This is a genomic window from Vibrio sp. SCSIO 43133 (assembly GCF_023716845.1).
GTDB lineage: Bacteria > Pseudomonadota > Gammaproteobacteria > Enterobacterales > Vibrionaceae > Vibrio > Vibrio mediterranei.
This window is the reverse complement of record NZ_CP068024.1, coordinates 912980-930073: the sequence shown is the minus strand read 5'-3', so window position 1 is coordinate 930073 and position 17094 is coordinate 912980. Positions and strand designations below refer to the sequence as shown.

Genomic DNA, 17094 nt, shown 5'->3' with positions numbered 1-17094 from the left:
CAAGATATTGCTTATTAAGCAGCAGGCTGTTGGTTCATTAGCTCGTTGAAGCTAACTTCTTTATCAGAAACCTGTGCTTTAGCAAGAATTGCATCGATCGCTTGCTCTTCTAGTGCAACGTTGCGCATGTTGTTCATCATTTGCTCGTTTTGCTCGTAGTAAGAGATTACTTCTGATGGATCTTCGTACGCTGTTGCCATTTCAGAGATAAGCTCTTTCACTTTCTCATCGCTAGCTTCTAGCTCTTCAGACTTGATCACTTCACCTAGAAGTAGGCCAACAACTACGCGACGCTTAGCTTGCTCTTCGAATAGCTCACGTGGAAGCTGTTGTGCAGCTTCTGGGTTGCCACCGAAACGTTGTGCAGCTTGCTGACGTAGAGCACCGATTTCTTGGTCGATTAGTGCAGCAGGAACGTCGATGTCGTTCTCTTTAACTAGACCGTCAAGAGCTTGCTCTTTGATACGGTTCTTGATTGCTTGCTTAAGCTCGCGCTCCATGTTCTTACGAACTTCAGCTTTAAGAGCGTCAACGCCGCCTTCAGCAACACCGAACTTAGCAACGAACTCGTCGTTTACTTCTGGAAGCTCACGTGCTTCAACTTTGTTCACTTTGATTAGGAACTTAGCTGCTTTACCTTTTAGGTTCTCTGCGTGGTAATCTTCTGGGAAGTTTACGTCGATTTCAAATTCCATACCCGCAGTCTTACCTTGGATACCGTCTTCGAAACCAGGGATCATGCGACCAGCGCCCATTTCTAGTGGGAAGTTCTCAGCTTTACCGCCTTCGAACTCTTCACCGTCGATTGAACCAGTGAAATCGATAGTTACACGCTTACCGTCTTCAGCTGCTTCTTCAACATCAGTCCAAGTTGCTTGCTGCTTACGTAGAGTGTCGATCATTTCTTCAACGTCAGCGTCATTTACTTCAGTTGCAGGCTTTTCAACAACGATGTTTTCTAGACCCTTAAGTTCTACTTCTGGGTAAACTTCGAAAGTCGCAGTGAAAACAAGATCTTTACCAGCTTCGTTTTCAACAGGAGCGAAAGTAGGCGCGCCAGCTGGGTTGATTTTTTCAGAAACGATTGCTTCGATGAAGTGACGTTGCATAACTTCACCCATCACGTCTTGACGTACTGCTTTGCCGTACATTTGCGCAACCATCTTCATCGGTACTTTACCTTTACGGAAACCGTCGAAACGACGGTTTTTCGCGATGTTGCGTAGTTCAGCTGTCACTGCGTCTTCGATGTTAGCAGCAGGAACAGTAATGTTTAGACGGCGCTCTAGGCCCTCTAGAGTTTCAACAGTAACTTGCATTGTATAAACCTCAGTTTGGCTCAGTGTTGGCTGAGCGTATGAGCATCCATATCACGAGGATATTTCCGCTTCATCCTTGTTAGTACCAATAGGTACTTCTTTAAAGTGAGCATCGATAACCAGTAAATCATGCTTTAATTAGCATGTTATCTTGGCTATCGGACTAATGAGTGACGTCTTCATCGGGCTGAATAGACAGCCTCAAAGGCATCTCTGATTAGTCTCAGGACAAAATTTCAGACGCGACATTCTAGCGATCTCCGCCTACCCTGTCGAGTCGAAGTCGGGTCAATCGGTGGTTTTGTCTCTAATTACTCCAAGAAAACGTTCAACAATGACGTTTTCAACCGATTCCAACTTGAAATGGGGACAATATCGGCTTTTTCAAGAGAGTGAAGGGCTTTTTTTGGTGAATGGCGAAAAAAGAGATCTTGCTCCTGTTTTGCAACGCGTTAACCTCTCAGTTCTTATAACTTTTTTGCCACAAAACCCTCAAATTCGTTAACCTATGCTTTCAAACGACATACGGAATCGTTGGGGTTTAACGTTGGGGTTCGACGATGCGATTGAAACGGATTTTGCTAGGCTTTGTTGCCCTATTTCTCTTAATTTCGACTGTAGGCGGTCAATGGTACTGGCAGCACAGCTACGCTGCTCTTGAAGAACAGCATAACAATTGGCTGAACCGATTCGTAGAAACCATCGACAGTAAACTGGACAAGTATCGACATATCCCACAACTCCTGTCGCAAGATAAAGAATTAGTAGATGCATTATTATCCCCGAGCAACACCGCTCAAATTGAAGTGACTAATCGCTACTTGGAGCAAGCCAACCGGATTATCTTGGCCTCAGATACCTATCTCATCGACCGTTACGGCAACACCATTGCCTCAAGTAACTGGGCATTAGAACGTTCATTTATCGGCAAAAACTTTGCGTTTCGACCTTATTTCCAAGAAGCCATTAACGGTGGACGAAGTACTTATTTTGCGCTGGGCTCGACATCTGGGCAACGCGGTTATTATTACTCTTTTCCTGTAACTTATGCTGCAGAGCACATTGGTGTGGTGGTGGTCAAAATGGATCTGTCTTCCATTGAACGCAACTGGCAAAGTGAAACTAGCACCTATGTTGCCACCGACAATAATCACGTCGTGTTCATGTCTAGCAACCCTAATTGGCTGTTTAACAGTCTTTCAACACTGAACTCGCAAACACTGCAACGTATCCGTAATTCAAGACAATACTTAGAAACCGACATTCACAGTTTGGGATTCATCGGTGACCTGACGGCAAAATCCGCCCAACTTGCTAATCCTGAGGGTAATATATTCACCAAACACTACTTGGTTACCCAACGTGAATCCGGTATTCCAAACCTTATTTTAAGGGTATTAACTCCTCTCTCGACGCTCTATATTGAGCTTTTCGGCTTTATTAGCGTGCTAGCACTGGTTTTTATTACGCTTTACCTAGTCGTCGCTCTGATTGAGAACCGCCGCTATCGCCACCGACAGATCGAACAGGTGCAAACTGAGGCGAAACAAAAGCTTGAGTTTTTGGTGATGGAACGCACCGCCGAACTGCATGTAGAAATTGATGAAAGGGTCAAAACTGAGAAAGCCTTGCGACAAGCTCATGATGAACTCATTCAAGCCGCTAAATTGGCAGTGCTAGGTCAAATGTCTGCCAGTATTAGTCACGAGCTAAATAACCCTCTTGCAGCCATTCGCAGCTTTGCCGAAAACGGGCAACGTTTTATCGACAAAAACAAAGTTGACCGAGCAAAAGATAATTTACAGCGTATCGTCGCTTTGACTGAACGAATGGCAAAAATCAGCCAGCAACTTAAATCTTTCGCCAAACGCAGTGATGCCAATGAGTTAAGCCGTATCAAGCTTGCTCCGGTGATATTTTCAACCATAGAGTTAATTCAACCACAACTTAAGAGTCATCGAGTCATGCTCGATTGTAAAATTGGTCAGCAAGATACCTTAGTACAAATCAATCCCATTCAGGTTGAACAGGTCCTCATCAATTTGCTGACTAACGCAATGCAAGCCATGCATGATAGTGAACAAAAACGACTAGAGTTGACCATAGAACAGGGTCAAACCAAAGTGACGATTCATATCGATGATTCTGGACCGGGCTTGCATGGCAACTCGATTGCAGAGCTGTTTGAGCCCTTCTATACAACCAAAGAGAATGGCCTTGGGTTAGGGCTTTCCATTTCCCAACAAATTATTCAAAACCTAAACGGCAAGATTCGTGTCGCTCGATCTCCTCTTGGGGGCGCTCGTTTCTCGGTTGAATTGCCTATTTTCACCCATGCGGACAAGGACTAAATTATGAGCCAAGTGTTTTTTATCGATGATGAAGCTGATATAAGAGCCGCGTTGGAACAAAGCTTCGAACTCGCCGATATTGAGGCGCGATTCTTCGCGTCTGTTGAAGATGCCATGTTGTGTCTAAAACAAAATGACCTTCCGCTTGCCATTATTTCCGATATTCGTCTACCTGGGTTATCAGGTCTGGATTTACTCAACACTGTCACCCGCCACCACCAAGGTATTCCCGTCATCCTGATTACTGGGCATGGCGATATTTCGATGGCGGTTCAAGCCATTCAAGATGGTGCTTACGATTTTATCGAGAAACCCTTTTCTGCTGAACGTCTCATCGAGATAACACAACGAGCGATTGAGAAGCGACAACTTACCCTTGAGAATGAAAGCCTTAAGCGCTCACTAAAAGCAAGCCAAACACTTGGACCGAGGATTATCGGTGACACCAATGTGATTCAAGAACTCCGCTCTACTATCTCTGTGGTTGCCGATACCGATGCCGATATTTTGCTGTTTGGAGAAACGGGCACAGGCAAAGAGTTGGTTGCACGTTCTTTACATGAACAGAGCTCACGGAAAGACGGTAATTTCGTCGCAGTAAACTGTGGCGCGGTTCCAGAGAATTTGATTGAAAGCGAGCTATACGGCCATGAGAAAGGAGCGTTTACCGGCGCAGAGAGCAAGCGTATTGGTAAGTTTGAACACGCAGAAGGCGGAACCTTATTTTTGGACGAAATAGAATCGATGCCAATGCAAGCGCAAATAAGACTGCTGCGAGTATTGCAGGAAAGAGCCATTGAGCGAGTCGGTTCTAATGCTCTCATTCCCCTAAATATTCGCGTTATCGCCGCCACAAAAACCGATCTAAACCAAGCTTCGATGCAAGGTACTTTTCGCCAAGATCTTTATTACCGCCTAAATATCGTGACTTTAGATTTACCTCCTCTAAGAGAGCGGAAAGACGATATCGCTTCACTGTTCCACCACTTTCAGCTTGTCGCTGCATCCCGCTATGGAAAAACCGCTAATGCATTAACTCCTCACGAACTTAGCCAACTTATTGGCCATGATTGGCCCGGCAATGTGAGAGAGCTAAGAAACTGTGCTGAGCGTTTTGTCCTACTGGGTAAAATTCAAGCAGGCACGCCTAATCAAGAAGAAAGTAGCGAAGGACAGTCTCTCGCCGAACAAGTGGGGTTATTCGAAAAAAATGTCATTGAGCATGCCCTTATCGAAACCAATGGTAGCATCAAGGCGACAATGGAAAAGCTCAACGTTCCTAGAAAAACTTTGTACGATAAAATGCAGAAATATCAGCTCATTAAGGAATCCTACAAAAGCTCCTACTAAAATACTGTAGAAGTGTGAGCCAAGTCTCCTATACTTAAATTATATAGACAGGATGTTGCATAACAATTGGGTATAAGAACACGTAGGGAGACGATTATGGGCGAAAAAACAAAGGTTCCCTTTATTTCTGATACGGTAGAAATCGATGGTATTTTTTACGTTGAGCATCGCACCAGCGAGACTGTAGACAGAAGAAAAAAACAGAGTAGACGTGTTTTTTATGAAAGACGCTCTCAGCCGGATCCAAGAACACAGAATATCAAGCATATAGATGAGGAGGTCTAACGACCTCCTCTTTTTTTGTTATTAATAAATGGTTATTTAGTAATGATCTCTGGCCCCATTAATGTGGTCGGAAGCCAAGTGGAAACCCAAGGTACGTAAGTAACAATTATCAAGAATAGGAACATAACCGCAACCCAAGGCAGTGCTGCTTTCACCACACCCATCATCGACATTTTCGCCACCCCTGCGGTGACAAACAGGTTGAGTCCAACTGGCGGAGTTATCATCCCTATTTCCATGTTCACGACCATCATAATGCCAAGGTGAATCGGGTCGATACCCAGTGCAATGGCGATAGGGAAAACTAACGGCGCCACGATGATCAACAAGCCAGATGGCTCCATAAACTGACCACCAATAAGCAGTAGGACATTCACCACAATCAGGAAGGTAATTGGACCAAGGCCTGCCGAAAGCATTGATTCAGTGATCATTTGAGGAATACGTTCTTCTGTTAATACATGCTTAAGGATCAGAGCGTTAGCAATGATAAACAGAAGCATGATAGTCAGTTTTCCTGCTTCAAACAGAGTATGCTTGGTATCTTTATGCACAAAAGCTTGGAACACTTTAACTATCGCTGGCTTGGTATTTTCCTTATCAGCAAACGGCCCCATATCTTTGTAGATAAAGTTAGCAATCAAAAATGAATACACTGCTGCGACCGCTGCGGCCTCTGTTGGTGTAAATACACCACCGTAGATTCCGCCAAGAATAATCACTACTAACAGCAAACCCCAACTCGCTTCACGAGCGGAATCGAAAACTTCCTTCCAACCTACAAATGGTTGCTTTGGCAATCCTTTTACTTTTGCAGCGATATAAATGGCGATCATTAGCATCAAGCCCGCAAGCAAGCCTGGGATAACGCCACCAAGGAACATACGGCCTACAGAAACGTCCGTTGCCGCAGCGTAGACCACCATTACAATGGATGGCGGGATTAAAATCCCTAAAGTACCAGCATTACAAATGACCCCTGCTGCAAACTCTTTGGTATAGCCATTTTTGATCATACCCGCGATAACAATACTACCAATCGCTACCACTGTTGCAGGCGATGAACCCGATAACGCTGCGAACATCATACACGCCACCACTGATGCCATGGCAAGACCACCGCGGAACCAACCGACCATAGCAATCGCAAAACGAATGATGCGCTTTGCTACACCACCCGTCGACATAAAGCTCGATGCCAGAATAAAGAATGGAATTGCAAGTAACGTGTAGTGGCCTGCAAAGGCGTTAAATAAGGTTTGCGCTACAGATGCTAACGATGCGTCCGAGTGCATTAGTAGGAACAAGATACTGGACAAACCCAGTGACACGGCAATAGGCACGCCAATTAGCATGAAGCCTACCACCATTAAGAAGAGTAATAGAATATCCATGCTTATTTATCCTTGTCTTTAACACTGTCAAACGCGTTGTCCTGCATTTCCGCTTTTAACGCTTCTAGATCTTCTTCAGCTTCATGACCTGCGATCAGTCGGTCCAACTTACCCGTCATTATCTGGTAAGCGGCTTGAGCAAATCTAAAGGTCAGTAATGCCATACCAATTGGCAGTGCCATATAAGGAATAAAGCGCGGCAGTTTTTCGTAACGTTCACCTTCATTTAGCCAGTCTGCTAAAAACTGTAAAACCTCAGGCATAGGAATATCGTCGGTTTCATACCAAGCTCGCTCGGTGGCAAACGGGTACCAGTAGTTCCACGAACCGATTAGCAATAAGATAGAAAACACCAAACAAGCTAATACCGAGGCAATGGCAAACAGTTTGCGTTTATCCTCCGATACCATATTGATGATAACATCCACACCGATATGAAAGTGCTTTTTAACACCATAGGACGCGCCGACAAGGACCATCCAGGCAAACATAAATACGGTAAGTTCAAGAGCCCAAAGGATATTGTCGTTAAATACATAACGAGAAATAACGTTAGCAAAAGTGAGCAAAGTCATCGCGCCAAGGAAGAAAGCAATCAGCGTTTCTTCAAAAGCATCGGTCACTTTACCAATACGAGAAATAAGAGACTGTTCCATGTGATACATCGCTTTTGTAATAGTAGGGACAGAGGGTTAGGCCCCACTTCCCGTAGGGCCCTTAACAATGAATTTCGAGGTTATTGTTGGTTTGATGCTTGAGCGGCTTCGATCAAGTCCGCACCAATGTCTTTCTCAAACTTTTTCCAAACAGGTTGCAGAGCTTGAACCCACTGTTGACGTTGCTCTGGTGTCAAAGTACGCACGACACCACCCGCTTCAACAATATTGTTTTTATTGGCTAGGTTCACTTTGCTCGACTCTGAGTTACGAGTCTCAGTCACTTCTTTTAGGATCTGTGCGAACTGCTCACGAGTATCATCCGGCATACCATCCCAGAACTCCTTTGAAGTCACTACAAGATAGTCAAGAATACCGTGGTTGGTTTCTGTCACACCGTCTTGAACTTCAAAGAACTTCTTGCCGTAGATATTTGACCACGTGTTTTCTTGACCATCGATAACCTTCGTTTGCAGGCCGCCATACACTTCTTTGAATGACATTTTCTGAGGGTTTGCACCTAACTGTTCAAACTGAGCAACTAACACGTCAGAAGCTTGAACACGGAATTTCAGGCCTTTCGCATCACCAGGAACAAGAAGTGGCTTATTCGCCGACATTTGTTTCATGCCGTTATGCCAAAATGCCAGACCTTGCAGACCACGACGATTCATCGCGTTCTTCAGTTTTTCACCCGACTCTGAGTTTTGGAAACGATCAACGGCTTCTACGTTTTCAAATAGGAAAGGTAGGTCGAAGATGCGGTACTTCTTGGTGAATTTCTCGAATTTAGAAAGTGAAGGAGCGGCAAGTTGAACATCGCCGTTTAAAAGGGCTTCGAGAACTTTATTGTCATCGTAAAGAGTAGAGTTAGGAAACACCTGCATACACGCTTTACCGTTCATTTCTGTATTTACACGCTCTTCTAACAATGACGCGGCAATACCTTTAGGGTGTTTGTCGGTGTTGGTTACGTGACTAAACTTAATCACAATCTCACCTGGATCACACGCCGCAGAGGCATTAAAACTTGCTAGAGCAATAGCAGAAACAGACAGTAGGGATAGAGGCTTTAACATTATTATTCTCCTTTGGATTAATGCAGTCCCTTCAATGGGTACTGATAATCTTGTTAGAGCAATAACGATGCCAATCAAAAAAAAGCTATAATTACAACGAGTTATAAAAGATTTCTATTTTCAAGTGTAGAACCAGCCTTTGAAATGGGTGGAAAGTGACACATTTATAAAATGAAAAAGGGTAGAAACAAGCCCATTTCTACCCATGGTAACTTCCGCTTTTCTAACGGGAAAAGCAGTTACTAGATAGCCGCTTTAACCGCTTTCGCTAATTTGTGAGCAGCTTTCTTCGGGTCAGCTTCTGGATCGTTAAAAAAGTTGGAAACTACATCCGTAATCGCGCCCAGTACATAACTCGTTGTCGCCATATTTTGCGACATACTTGGTACTAAACCACCATTTTCAATGCTTTGCTCAAATGTTTTTCTAGAATCCAGAGCGCACTTGTCAAAACCGTGCATATCCATATCGGTTCGAACCGGGAAAGATCCTTTGTTTAAGTTGAACACTTCTTGGAACTGCTTATCCATGATGGTTCTGGCGAGTGCTTTCTGGGCGTTCACTTCGGCTTCGTCTTTGATATCAAAGAAGGCAAAACTATCAACATTCTGGATAAACTGCCCTTTAGTACCCGGCGCGGGAACGCATAGGTAATCTTTACCCGGAATTTTTCCTGCGGCGGTAAATTCACCCTTGGCCCAGTCTCCCATGATCTGCATAGCAGCCTGCCCATTAAGAACTCGGTTGGTTGCCACGTTCCACTCTCGACCTTGGACGTCCTCATCCATGTATTCGCGCATTCGGCCGAACGTCTCAAATACCTTCGCCATTTTGTCGCTCGACAAAGTGTCCATATCTAGATTAACAAACGCTTGTCTAAAATCTTCAGGTCCTAGTACCGCAAGGGCAATTGTTTCAAACAGTGTTGTGTCTTGCCAAGGGCCTGAGCCATTAGCAAGAGGTGTGAAGCCCGCAGCTTTGATTTTTTCCGCAGCAGCAAAGAATTGTTCTAGAGTTTCTGGAACCGAATCCACTCCCGATTTTTCTAACACTTGTGGATTGACCCAGAGCCAGTTAACTCGGTGGATATTGACTGGAACAGCAACATATTTGCCATCGTACTTCATGCCTGCCGCTACGACAGGTGGCAATACTTCATCCCACCCATCAGCTTTGGCAACATCATCAAGATTGGTCAGAAAACCTAAACCTCCCCACTCTTGAATATCCTCACCTTTGATCTGGGCAGCTGACGGAGGATTACCCGAGACCGCTCGAGTTTTCAGCACTGTCATAGCGCTTTCACCACCTCCACCAGCAATGGCAAAGTCCTTCCAGGTGTAACCTCGCTGCTCCAATTTCTGTTTTAGGATTTGAACCGATTTAGCTTCACCGCCAGATGTCCACCAGTGCAACACCTCAACTTCACTCGCTTGCAGAAAAGTAGGAAAGATTGTGGAAGTAAGCAGTAACGCTAGTAGTGATTTACGCATATTCATTGCCGTTATCTGTGCATCGATATCACTATAGTGATATCGAGTTATTGGATTCAGTGACTTTAACGCTCTGTTTGAGGTTAATTCAATAGCTAGCCTGCCTAGGCCTCTAGGTTGGGCGGAATAAACACTTGTACTTCTAGCCCACCAAAATCTGCGTTACGAATGATCAAATCGCCGCCAAGGCCGTGCAATATACTGCGACAGATCCCCAAGCCTAAACCATGCCCCTCTTTATCCGTTGCAATGCGAACATATGGCTCGAACACTTCTTCGATGCGAGACTCCGGTATGCCAGGACCTTTATCTAAAATGGTAATGATGATCCATTTGGGATTCTCTTCAATGCTGACAAATGCTCGATTGCCATATTTAACCGCATTATCGATTAGGTTAGTCAGCACTCGTTTAATGGCTAGTGGCTTAACAACTACTGGCTCCATCGGAAGCGCGGTGAAACTAACCAGCGTATGCACTTGGTTATGTGTCTCTGAAACACTGCGAATCATCTCATTGAGGTCAATGTAGGCATTGTTTTCATGTAAATCGGTATCACGTACACACTGCAGCGCGCCTTTCACCATCATTTCAAGGTCATCCAGATCTTGGTTAAACTTGTCTCGCCTGACATCATCATCTAGAAGTTCTGCTCTCAACCTCAAACGTGTAATAGGCGTTTTCAAATCGTGAGAGATAGAAGAAAACAGGTGTTCACGGTCAGATACATACTGGCGAATACGTGTCTGCATACGGTTAAACGCACGTGTTGCCGTCACGAGTTCAGAAGCACCAGCTTCTCTTAATGGTGGCTGATCGATGTCCATACTCATTTCATTCGCAGCTTTCGCCAATCTTCTCAAAGGCTTAACTTGAGCACGAACCAAAAGGAAAGTCAGGATCAGCAACAAGGTTGTAGAAGTAAATAAGAACACCATTTGATCTTGAGTCAGCATGGTATCTTCGAGCTGAATATATGGTGAAGGCAATAAAGCCGCGATATAGATCCACTCATCTTGATTAAGCTTCAATTGTACCACCAGAATTGGCGGGTCTAGTGGACCTAGCGTTAACGTATGGTGTGCCCAAGACTTAGGCAGATCTTTGATAAAAATATCGTTTTTGAGCAGTCGTAAGTTTTCTGCTTTCGAGAAGTTCACCTTTACAGCTTCTATGGTCGGTAGCTTCTCTTCCAGCACTTTGGTCACCGAATCCATAGACGCCAGTTTAAGCGGGGTGTCTGGAATCGGGTCAACGATGAGCTCTTCTTTATTGAATGAAACGAAGAAACGAGTACCACCCATATTACGTATCTGGTCGAGAACAATATGGCGATATTTAATAGGGAGTTTTTGGAAAAAGGTCACCGTTGAAGCGAACATGGTCGCCATACTAGCAGAGGTATCACGAATACCTGATAGCTCATCTTGCTTAGTTTTTTGGTACCAAATTGCCGTGAGTACACCTTGAGAGCACACGACTGCCAACAAAGTCAGCAGCAGTGTTCTCGCGACTAAAGAGTTAGGGCTAAAACGCTTTAGCCAATGAGTTCTAGACATGTGTTATTGGCCATATTCCACTGGAACAGACAGAATATACCCATTACCACGCATGGTTTTAATATAGTGAGGGAAGTTTTTACTAGTGCCTAATCTATTTCGAATTCGGCTTAACTGAACGTCAATGCCACGTTCGTAAGGAAGGGCTTCACGGCCACGAGTCGCAAACGAAATAGTATCGCGATCAAGAATTTCATTCGGGCGCGACAGAAACAGCATTAGCAACGCAAAGTCACTACCGGATAAATCATGCGTACGGCCATTCACCTTATTGGTCATACGATGAGCAATGGTATCCAAATGCCAGTCGCCAAAATCGATCGTTCTTGGTGGCGTTTCTTCTGCCTTATCACCATTGAGATGGGTCCGGCGCAACAGTGCTTTAATTCGAGCCATCAATTGACGCGGACTAAATGGTTTCGCAATGTAATCGTCAGCACCGATTTCTAAACCAATAATTTGATCGGTTTCGTCAGATACTGCGGTTAGCATAATAATGGGTACTTGCGAGTCTCGTCGTACACGCTGACAAAGAGTAAAACCATCGTCTCCCGGTAGCATGACGTCGAGCAGAATAAGATCCGGGTAGCCTTTAGCCTTAATAAACAGCTCCATTTCTACCCCATCTTCAGCAGTAGAAACTTGAAAGCCAGATTTCGTCAAATACTCATCGAGTAAGAGACGGATCTCTTCATCGTCATCTACAACCAAAATGTGCGTCTTAGCCTGCATTTTATTTCCTTAAGTCTGCACTTATTCCCTATAGTGTAAGGCTTTAGCGGAAATTTTATTATTGATTCGTTTATAAAATTTGCAGCTCGAATTTGCGCAAGGTCACAAAAATGACATGATGATACTTTTTAGCCATAAAGGGTTAACAAATTCATTCATCTTTATGATGAGCAACTGATTTCCATACGTTTACCCCATTCAGGTGGAAGCTTGGCAAATTCTTCATGTTCTGCTTGTTCCTCGTAAGGGAATTTGAGTAAGTCCGCCAACTGATGAACCAGTGAAAAATCGCCTTTCTCAGCAAGTTCTATGGCCTGTTGGGCTAAATAATTTCTGAGAATGTACTTTGGATTCGCTAAACGCATTTTTCGGCAGCGCTCGGCTTCAGAATCATTTTCTAACATACAACGTAGCAGGTAGCTTTCTACCCACGCTTGCGCTTTAGCACGATCGATAAACAGGTCAACAACAGGGGCAATGCCGGTACTATCGATATTCGATAGTGCCCTGAAAAATCGGGTGTAATCCACTTTTTCACTTTCCATGAGGTCAAAGCTTCGATTAAAGAAATCTCCATCTTCACTCTGCTTGGTCGACAACCCAAACTTGTCGCGCATTTGGCAACTGTACTCTGTCTGCAAGATTGGCGTAAAGGTTTCCAATCCATGATCTAAGTCTTTTCTATCTATAAGTGGAGACAAAGCATGAGCTAACGCGGTGAGATTCCACATCGCTATGGAAGGTTGATTGTCGAACGCATAACGACCTTGGTAGTCGGAATGATTACAGATATAACCCGGTTCGTAGTCATCCATAAATCCAAATGGGCCATAGTCAAACGTCTGACCCAATATCGACATGTTATCTGTATTCATCACCCCATGAGCAAACCCTTTGGCTTGCCAGTGAGCAATCATTTCTGCAGTTAATCGAACAACTTCAGCGAAGAACGCAACATAGGGCTTGTCAGCATCCAAACAATCAGGGAAATGCCACTCAATTACTTTATCCGCTAGTAAGCGAAGCTGCTCATGCTGACCGGTATAAAAGAAATGTTCAAAATGGCCAAAGCGAATATGTGTGTCGGCAGCACGAACCAATAATGCTCCCTGCTCCACTTGCTCTCGATACACAGGCGTATCGCTTACCATCATTGCCAATGCTCTAGTGGTAGGAATACCTAACCCTGCCATGGCTTCGCTGCACAAATACTCTCGAATTGTCGAGCGTAGAACCGCCCGACCATCTCCCATTCGCGAATACGGTGTTTGACCCGCACCCTTGAGGTGAAGATCGAAAGTCTGCCCTGACTTTCCTGCGACTTCACCCAGCAACAAACCACGACCGTCACCTAAATCAGGGTTATAAATACCAAACTGGTGACCCGCGTATTTCATTGCGAGTGGCTTGATGTGCTCACTCGATACACTGCCCGAAAGAACATCAAGCAAGGCTTGTTCGCCTTCAACCATCTCTGGAAATCCCAGTTCACCTGCCAGTTCTTGATTCCATGCAACCCAACGAGGATTGTTGAGAGGCGTCGGTTCAACTTGGGTATAAAAGCTATTCGGCAGAGCTAAAAAACGATGAGAAAAGGATAGTGAATCCAGCGAAAACATAGGCGGCTCTATACAAGTCTTAATAACAATTACTTAGAGTATAGCGAGTCGCGGTGGATAGAAAACAAACGAAAAGTGTGGGTATTAACGAAAAGTAAGGATATTAGAAAAAAGAGAGCTTTATAACGGGGAGAAAAAACGATTTACGTTGCCTAGAGGAACGCCCATCTACTAAACAAAGCGTCTGAGTTTGGGCTGTCCCCTAAGAAGTCTAAGTTATTAGAGCATAGCCAGAATGGCTACCACTGTACCGAGAGAGAACAGGCAAGTGCGACTAATAACGCCGAGGTTGGAAGGTTGAATCATTTCTTGATGCATAGGCAAACTCTCCTTTTTGTTACACTACCATTACAACTTAGGCCTAAATGGTTATTTTTGCAACGCTGTTCGCAAAAATCTTTGAAATAGAGCCAAAAAATTACCAGAAAACGGTCAAAACAACGATGGTGCAACCAAGAAAAGTTGCAAAGCAGATTGGGATAACAAGGTGCTTGTCTCTATCCAGTGAAATAAAGCCTGGCGGCTGATTGATGACAACGGTCACCAATAGGATATTGTACAGTGCGATCAAAACTCCAATAAGAAAAACATCAAAATATACTAAGCTCGTTGCCAAATAGACGTAAAAACCAATTAATACATAATCTATAACCACTAACCAAGCTAAGCACTTTCGCATGTTCAGCACAGAGTGAATGAGTTCAGTCATAACGGCTCATCACTTCAAATGATGTAACTGGCTGATTATAATCTGCTTTTTGCAGCGCTTTACGGTGCGATTCTCGTAAAACTGTGTCGAGTTCTTTTTCTGCCAATGGCGAAGGTCTGGTCGCTTGTTCTAGAGCAAAGGCTTTGTAAACCTTATTCAGTTGCGCCAAAGTTTCAGCGGTTAAAATGTACAACTCGATACGGCGATTAATACCGGATTTGGCGTTATTAAAGTCAATTGGTGCCGTATCACTCATCCCCGTTACTTGAAAAATATGACGCTCTTGAAGACCGCCCTTATCCAAATAGTACCGAGCGCTATTAGCACGATTGCTTGAAAGCTCCCAGTTAGTCATTCGACTTCCTTTATAACGACTTGCATCCGTGTGTCCGGTGATAATCATTTTGTTTTCGATTTTTTCTAGTAATCCGGCTAGGTTCAGCAATAAGTCTTGATAGAAAGGCGTTACCTTGGCCCCTCCTCGGAAAAACATCGGGCCTTTATCAGAGTCTGCGATGACTAGTTTCACGCCTTGAGGTGTTACGAACACACTGACGCTACCTAGGGCATCAATTCCGGATAGCTCTTGTTTGACTCGCTGCGCCAAAACTTCCAGTTCTTGTTGGCTATTAAACTCACCTTCAAGTACAGAAGTATCATTAATGCGATGCAGCTCCGCGTCGTAATGAGAGGTTGCTACATGAGGTAATGGCAGTGGGTTAATTGAGTTGCCGCCACTTTCGTTCGTTCCTAAGTGCATGATGGGATCATTGCCATAGGCAAAGTAATTCAACAATTTCTTCTGGTCATCCACATCGACGACTTGCAGTATCCACAACACGAGGAAAAGACACATTAGCGAAATCATCAAATCTGCCATGGCAACTTTCCATCCGCCGTGTTGCAGCTCGCCGCGCTTACGGCGCCCTTTTTTATTGATGATGACATTTGGCTGTTCCATCATTCGCTCCTTAGCCCTATGAAGGCTGCTGTCTGAGCACTTCGACTGCTTTTTCTAGCTCAACAAATGACGGCTTATAACGAGTTTCGATGTTTTTGCGTCCAGCATTAGCACACATGTGCGCCGATTGACCTTGAGCGTAAGCAGACAGGATTGATTTCACACACAGTAGTGGCGCTAACTGATTCTCAGAAACATCTTTGATACTGCTAGACATTGGCCCAAGTACACAATAACAACCAAAAACCCCAGTAAATGTTCCCACCAGAGCGCCAGCGATATTCTGACCAATCTCGCTGATCTCACCGTCAAGGCCTTGCATCGTCAGAATGATCCCCATTACTGCAGCTAAAATACCAAGCCCCGGCATAGCCTCAGCAGTAGCGTGTAGTTTCTCGGAAGGCTTGGTGTATTCATCCTCGAGATGCTCGATCTCTTCTTCTAGAAATGCTTCCAATACGTGTTGCGATTGTTTACCAGTGATCACTTGTCGAAATGAATCAATAATGAATTGAGTCGTAAGAGCGTCACTCGTGATCTTTGGATACTTACTGAAAATTTTACTTGAATCAGGATTCTCAACATGAATATCTAACGCTTTGATATTCTGAACTCGTGCAGTATTGATTAGCTCAAACATTAACGATAGTAACTGTTGATAATAGTCCTTGTTATAAGGCGTAGAACGAAAAGCGATGCCAACTTGCTGAGCCATCAATTTCATCGTTGCAGACGTAGTAGACATTAATAGACTGGCAAATGCCGCCCCAAAAATGATTATGATTTCCGACAGCTTGAAAATAAATTCAAACTTCCCACCAAGAAAAATGAAGCCGCCAAAAATAACGCTCAGCACGATAACAATACCGATTAGTTTTTGCATACATCACTCTCCTTCATTCTACTCTTGAGAATGTCTAAACCTCGGTGTTTTAATCGATGCACTTTGATTTCGTTGATATCGAGGACCAGTGCCGTCTCTTTGGTGCTTAGACTTTTCACGTAAACCAAGTAAAGAATGCGCTGCTCCATCTCAGGAAGCGTATTCAACACTTGTTTCACCTCATTAAAAAGCACTTCTCTGTCTGTCTCCGGAACGGCTGTCACCACCGTTTCCAGCTCAATATCATCAAACACATCCACTAACGTCATCGCTTGTTGATAATCATTACTTTCAATGCCTAAGTAATGACAAATCTCATTAGTTGTTGGCTGTCTTGCCAACTGCTGTACTAATTGTCTTTCAGCGAGCTTGATTCGATTCACCAATTGGCGTTTATCTCGCTCCATATAGTCGCGGCGTCTGAGTTCATCGACTAATTCGCCTCGAATTCGTACCGCTACCGCCCGTCGAAAATCATCATTAGCAACATGGTCAAACTTCCTAAGCTCGATGACCAAAGTCATCATGGCCGTTTGCCGTAAATCCTCAAACGTTCCTTCATCAACTGCGTAGCGATATTGATAAAGCAGTCCGTTAATCAACTTGATGTTTTGTTGCAGCACCAATTTTTCTAACTCCTGCAACGTCGCTTGGTCGTTAGTTTGGGTGTGCTGGTATTTGGGCTGCATCAACATAGTAACGAC

Annotated in this window: 15 protein-coding genes; 3 read left to right on the top strand and 12 right to left on the bottom strand. The window is 44.2% G+C overall.

Translation table 11 applies throughout. The features are described 5' to 3' along the window. Window positions 1–14: 14 nt before the first annotated feature. Complete coding sequence (gene tig / locus JKJ11_RS04650) at window positions 15–1319, bottom strand: trigger factor (RefSeq protein ID WP_240207397.1); 1305 nt, start codon at window positions 1317–1319, stop codon at window positions 15–17. A 560-nt stretch (window positions 1320–1879) separates the two neighbouring features. On the opposite strand from tig, the gene JKJ11_RS04645 reads away from it, so the two are divergent. The 3 genes from JKJ11_RS04645 to JKJ11_RS04635 all read left to right on the top strand — a co-directional run bounded on the left by JKJ11_RS04645 (window position 1880) and on the right by JKJ11_RS04635 (window position 5305). Then, the gene (locus tag JKJ11_RS04645) at window positions 1880–3670 is read left to right on the top strand and encodes a sensor histidine kinase (protein ID WP_252038792.1); all 1791 of its coding nucleotides are present in this window, start codon (window positions 1880–1882) and stop codon (window positions 3668–3670) included. Window positions 3671–3673: 3 nt separating this feature from the next. Further along, window positions 3674–5020, top strand: a complete 1347-nt coding sequence (locus JKJ11_RS04640; protein ID WP_006075547.1) for a sigma-54-dependent transcriptional regulator — start codon at window positions 3674–3676, stop codon at window positions 5018–5020. Window positions 5021–5116: 96 nt separating this feature from the next. Further along, entirely contained in the window at window positions 5117–5305 is a 189-nt protein-coding gene (locus JKJ11_RS04635; RefSeq protein ID WP_006075546.1) for a hypothetical protein, read from the top strand. 32 nt (window positions 5306–5337) lie between these two features. Here JKJ11_RS04635 and JKJ11_RS04630 read toward each other — a convergent pair whose 3' ends face one another. The 11 genes from JKJ11_RS04630 to JKJ11_RS04580 form a co-directional block, all read right to left on the bottom strand. Next, window positions 5338–6699: a TRAP transporter large permease gene (locus JKJ11_RS04630; RefSeq protein WP_006075545.1), complete on the bottom strand. Its 1362-nt coding sequence runs from the start codon at window positions 6697–6699 to the stop codon at window positions 5338–5340. Window positions 6700–6701: 2 nt separating this feature from the next. Beyond that, complete coding sequence (locus JKJ11_RS04625; RefSeq protein ID WP_252038791.1) at window positions 6702–7355, bottom strand: TRAP transporter small permease; 654 nt, start codon at window positions 7353–7355, stop codon at window positions 6702–6704. A gap of 80 nt (window positions 7356–7435) precedes the next feature. Continuing rightward, a complete protein-coding gene (locus tag JKJ11_RS04620) occupies window positions 7436–8434 on the bottom strand; it encodes a TRAP transporter substrate-binding protein (RefSeq protein ID WP_006075543.1) in 999 nt (332 codons plus the stop codon). A 242-nt stretch (window positions 8435–8676) separates the two neighbouring features. After that, entirely contained in the window at window positions 8677–9933 is a 1257-nt protein-coding gene (locus tag JKJ11_RS04615) for an ABC transporter substrate-binding protein (protein WP_038223373.1), read from the bottom strand. A gap of 98 nt (window positions 9934–10031) precedes the next feature. After that, window positions 10032–11486, bottom strand: a complete 1455-nt coding sequence (locus JKJ11_RS04610; protein ID WP_198557450.1) for an ATP-binding protein — start codon at window positions 11484–11486, stop codon at window positions 10032–10034. Between the two features lie 3 nt (window positions 11487–11489). Continuing rightward, window positions 11490–12218: a response regulator gene (locus JKJ11_RS04605; RefSeq protein ID WP_006074338.1), complete on the bottom strand. Its 729-nt coding sequence runs from the start codon at window positions 12216–12218 to the stop codon at window positions 11490–11492. Between the two features lie 161 nt (window positions 12219–12379). Then, entirely contained in the window at window positions 12380–13837 is a 1458-nt protein-coding gene (locus JKJ11_RS04600; protein ID WP_198557449.1) for a protein adenylyltransferase SelO, read from the bottom strand. 418 nt (window positions 13838–14255) lie between these two features. Continuing rightward, window positions 14256–14546, bottom strand: coding sequence for a hypothetical protein (locus JKJ11_RS04595; protein ID WP_006074335.1), 291 nt, complete (start codon window positions 14544–14546; stop codon window positions 14256–14258). Beyond that, complete coding sequence (locus JKJ11_RS04590) at window positions 14539–15510, bottom strand: OmpA family protein (RefSeq protein WP_252038790.1); 972 nt, start codon at window positions 15508–15510, stop codon at window positions 14539–14541. Before JKJ11_RS04590 ends, JKJ11_RS04595 begins: the two co-directional genes overlap by 8 nt. A 13-nt stretch (window positions 15511–15523) precedes the next feature. Beyond that, window positions 15524–16390: a flagellar motor stator protein MotA gene (motA, locus tag JKJ11_RS04585; RefSeq protein ID WP_006074333.1), complete on the bottom strand. Its 867-nt coding sequence runs from the start codon at window positions 16388–16390 to the stop codon at window positions 15524–15526. Further along, window positions 16378–17085, bottom strand: a complete 708-nt coding sequence (locus JKJ11_RS04580) for a sigma-70 family RNA polymerase sigma factor (RefSeq protein WP_006074332.1) — start codon at window positions 17083–17085, stop codon at window positions 16378–16380. Before JKJ11_RS04580 ends, motA begins: the two co-directional genes overlap by 13 nt. Between the last annotated feature and the right edge of the window lie 9 nt (window positions 17086–17094).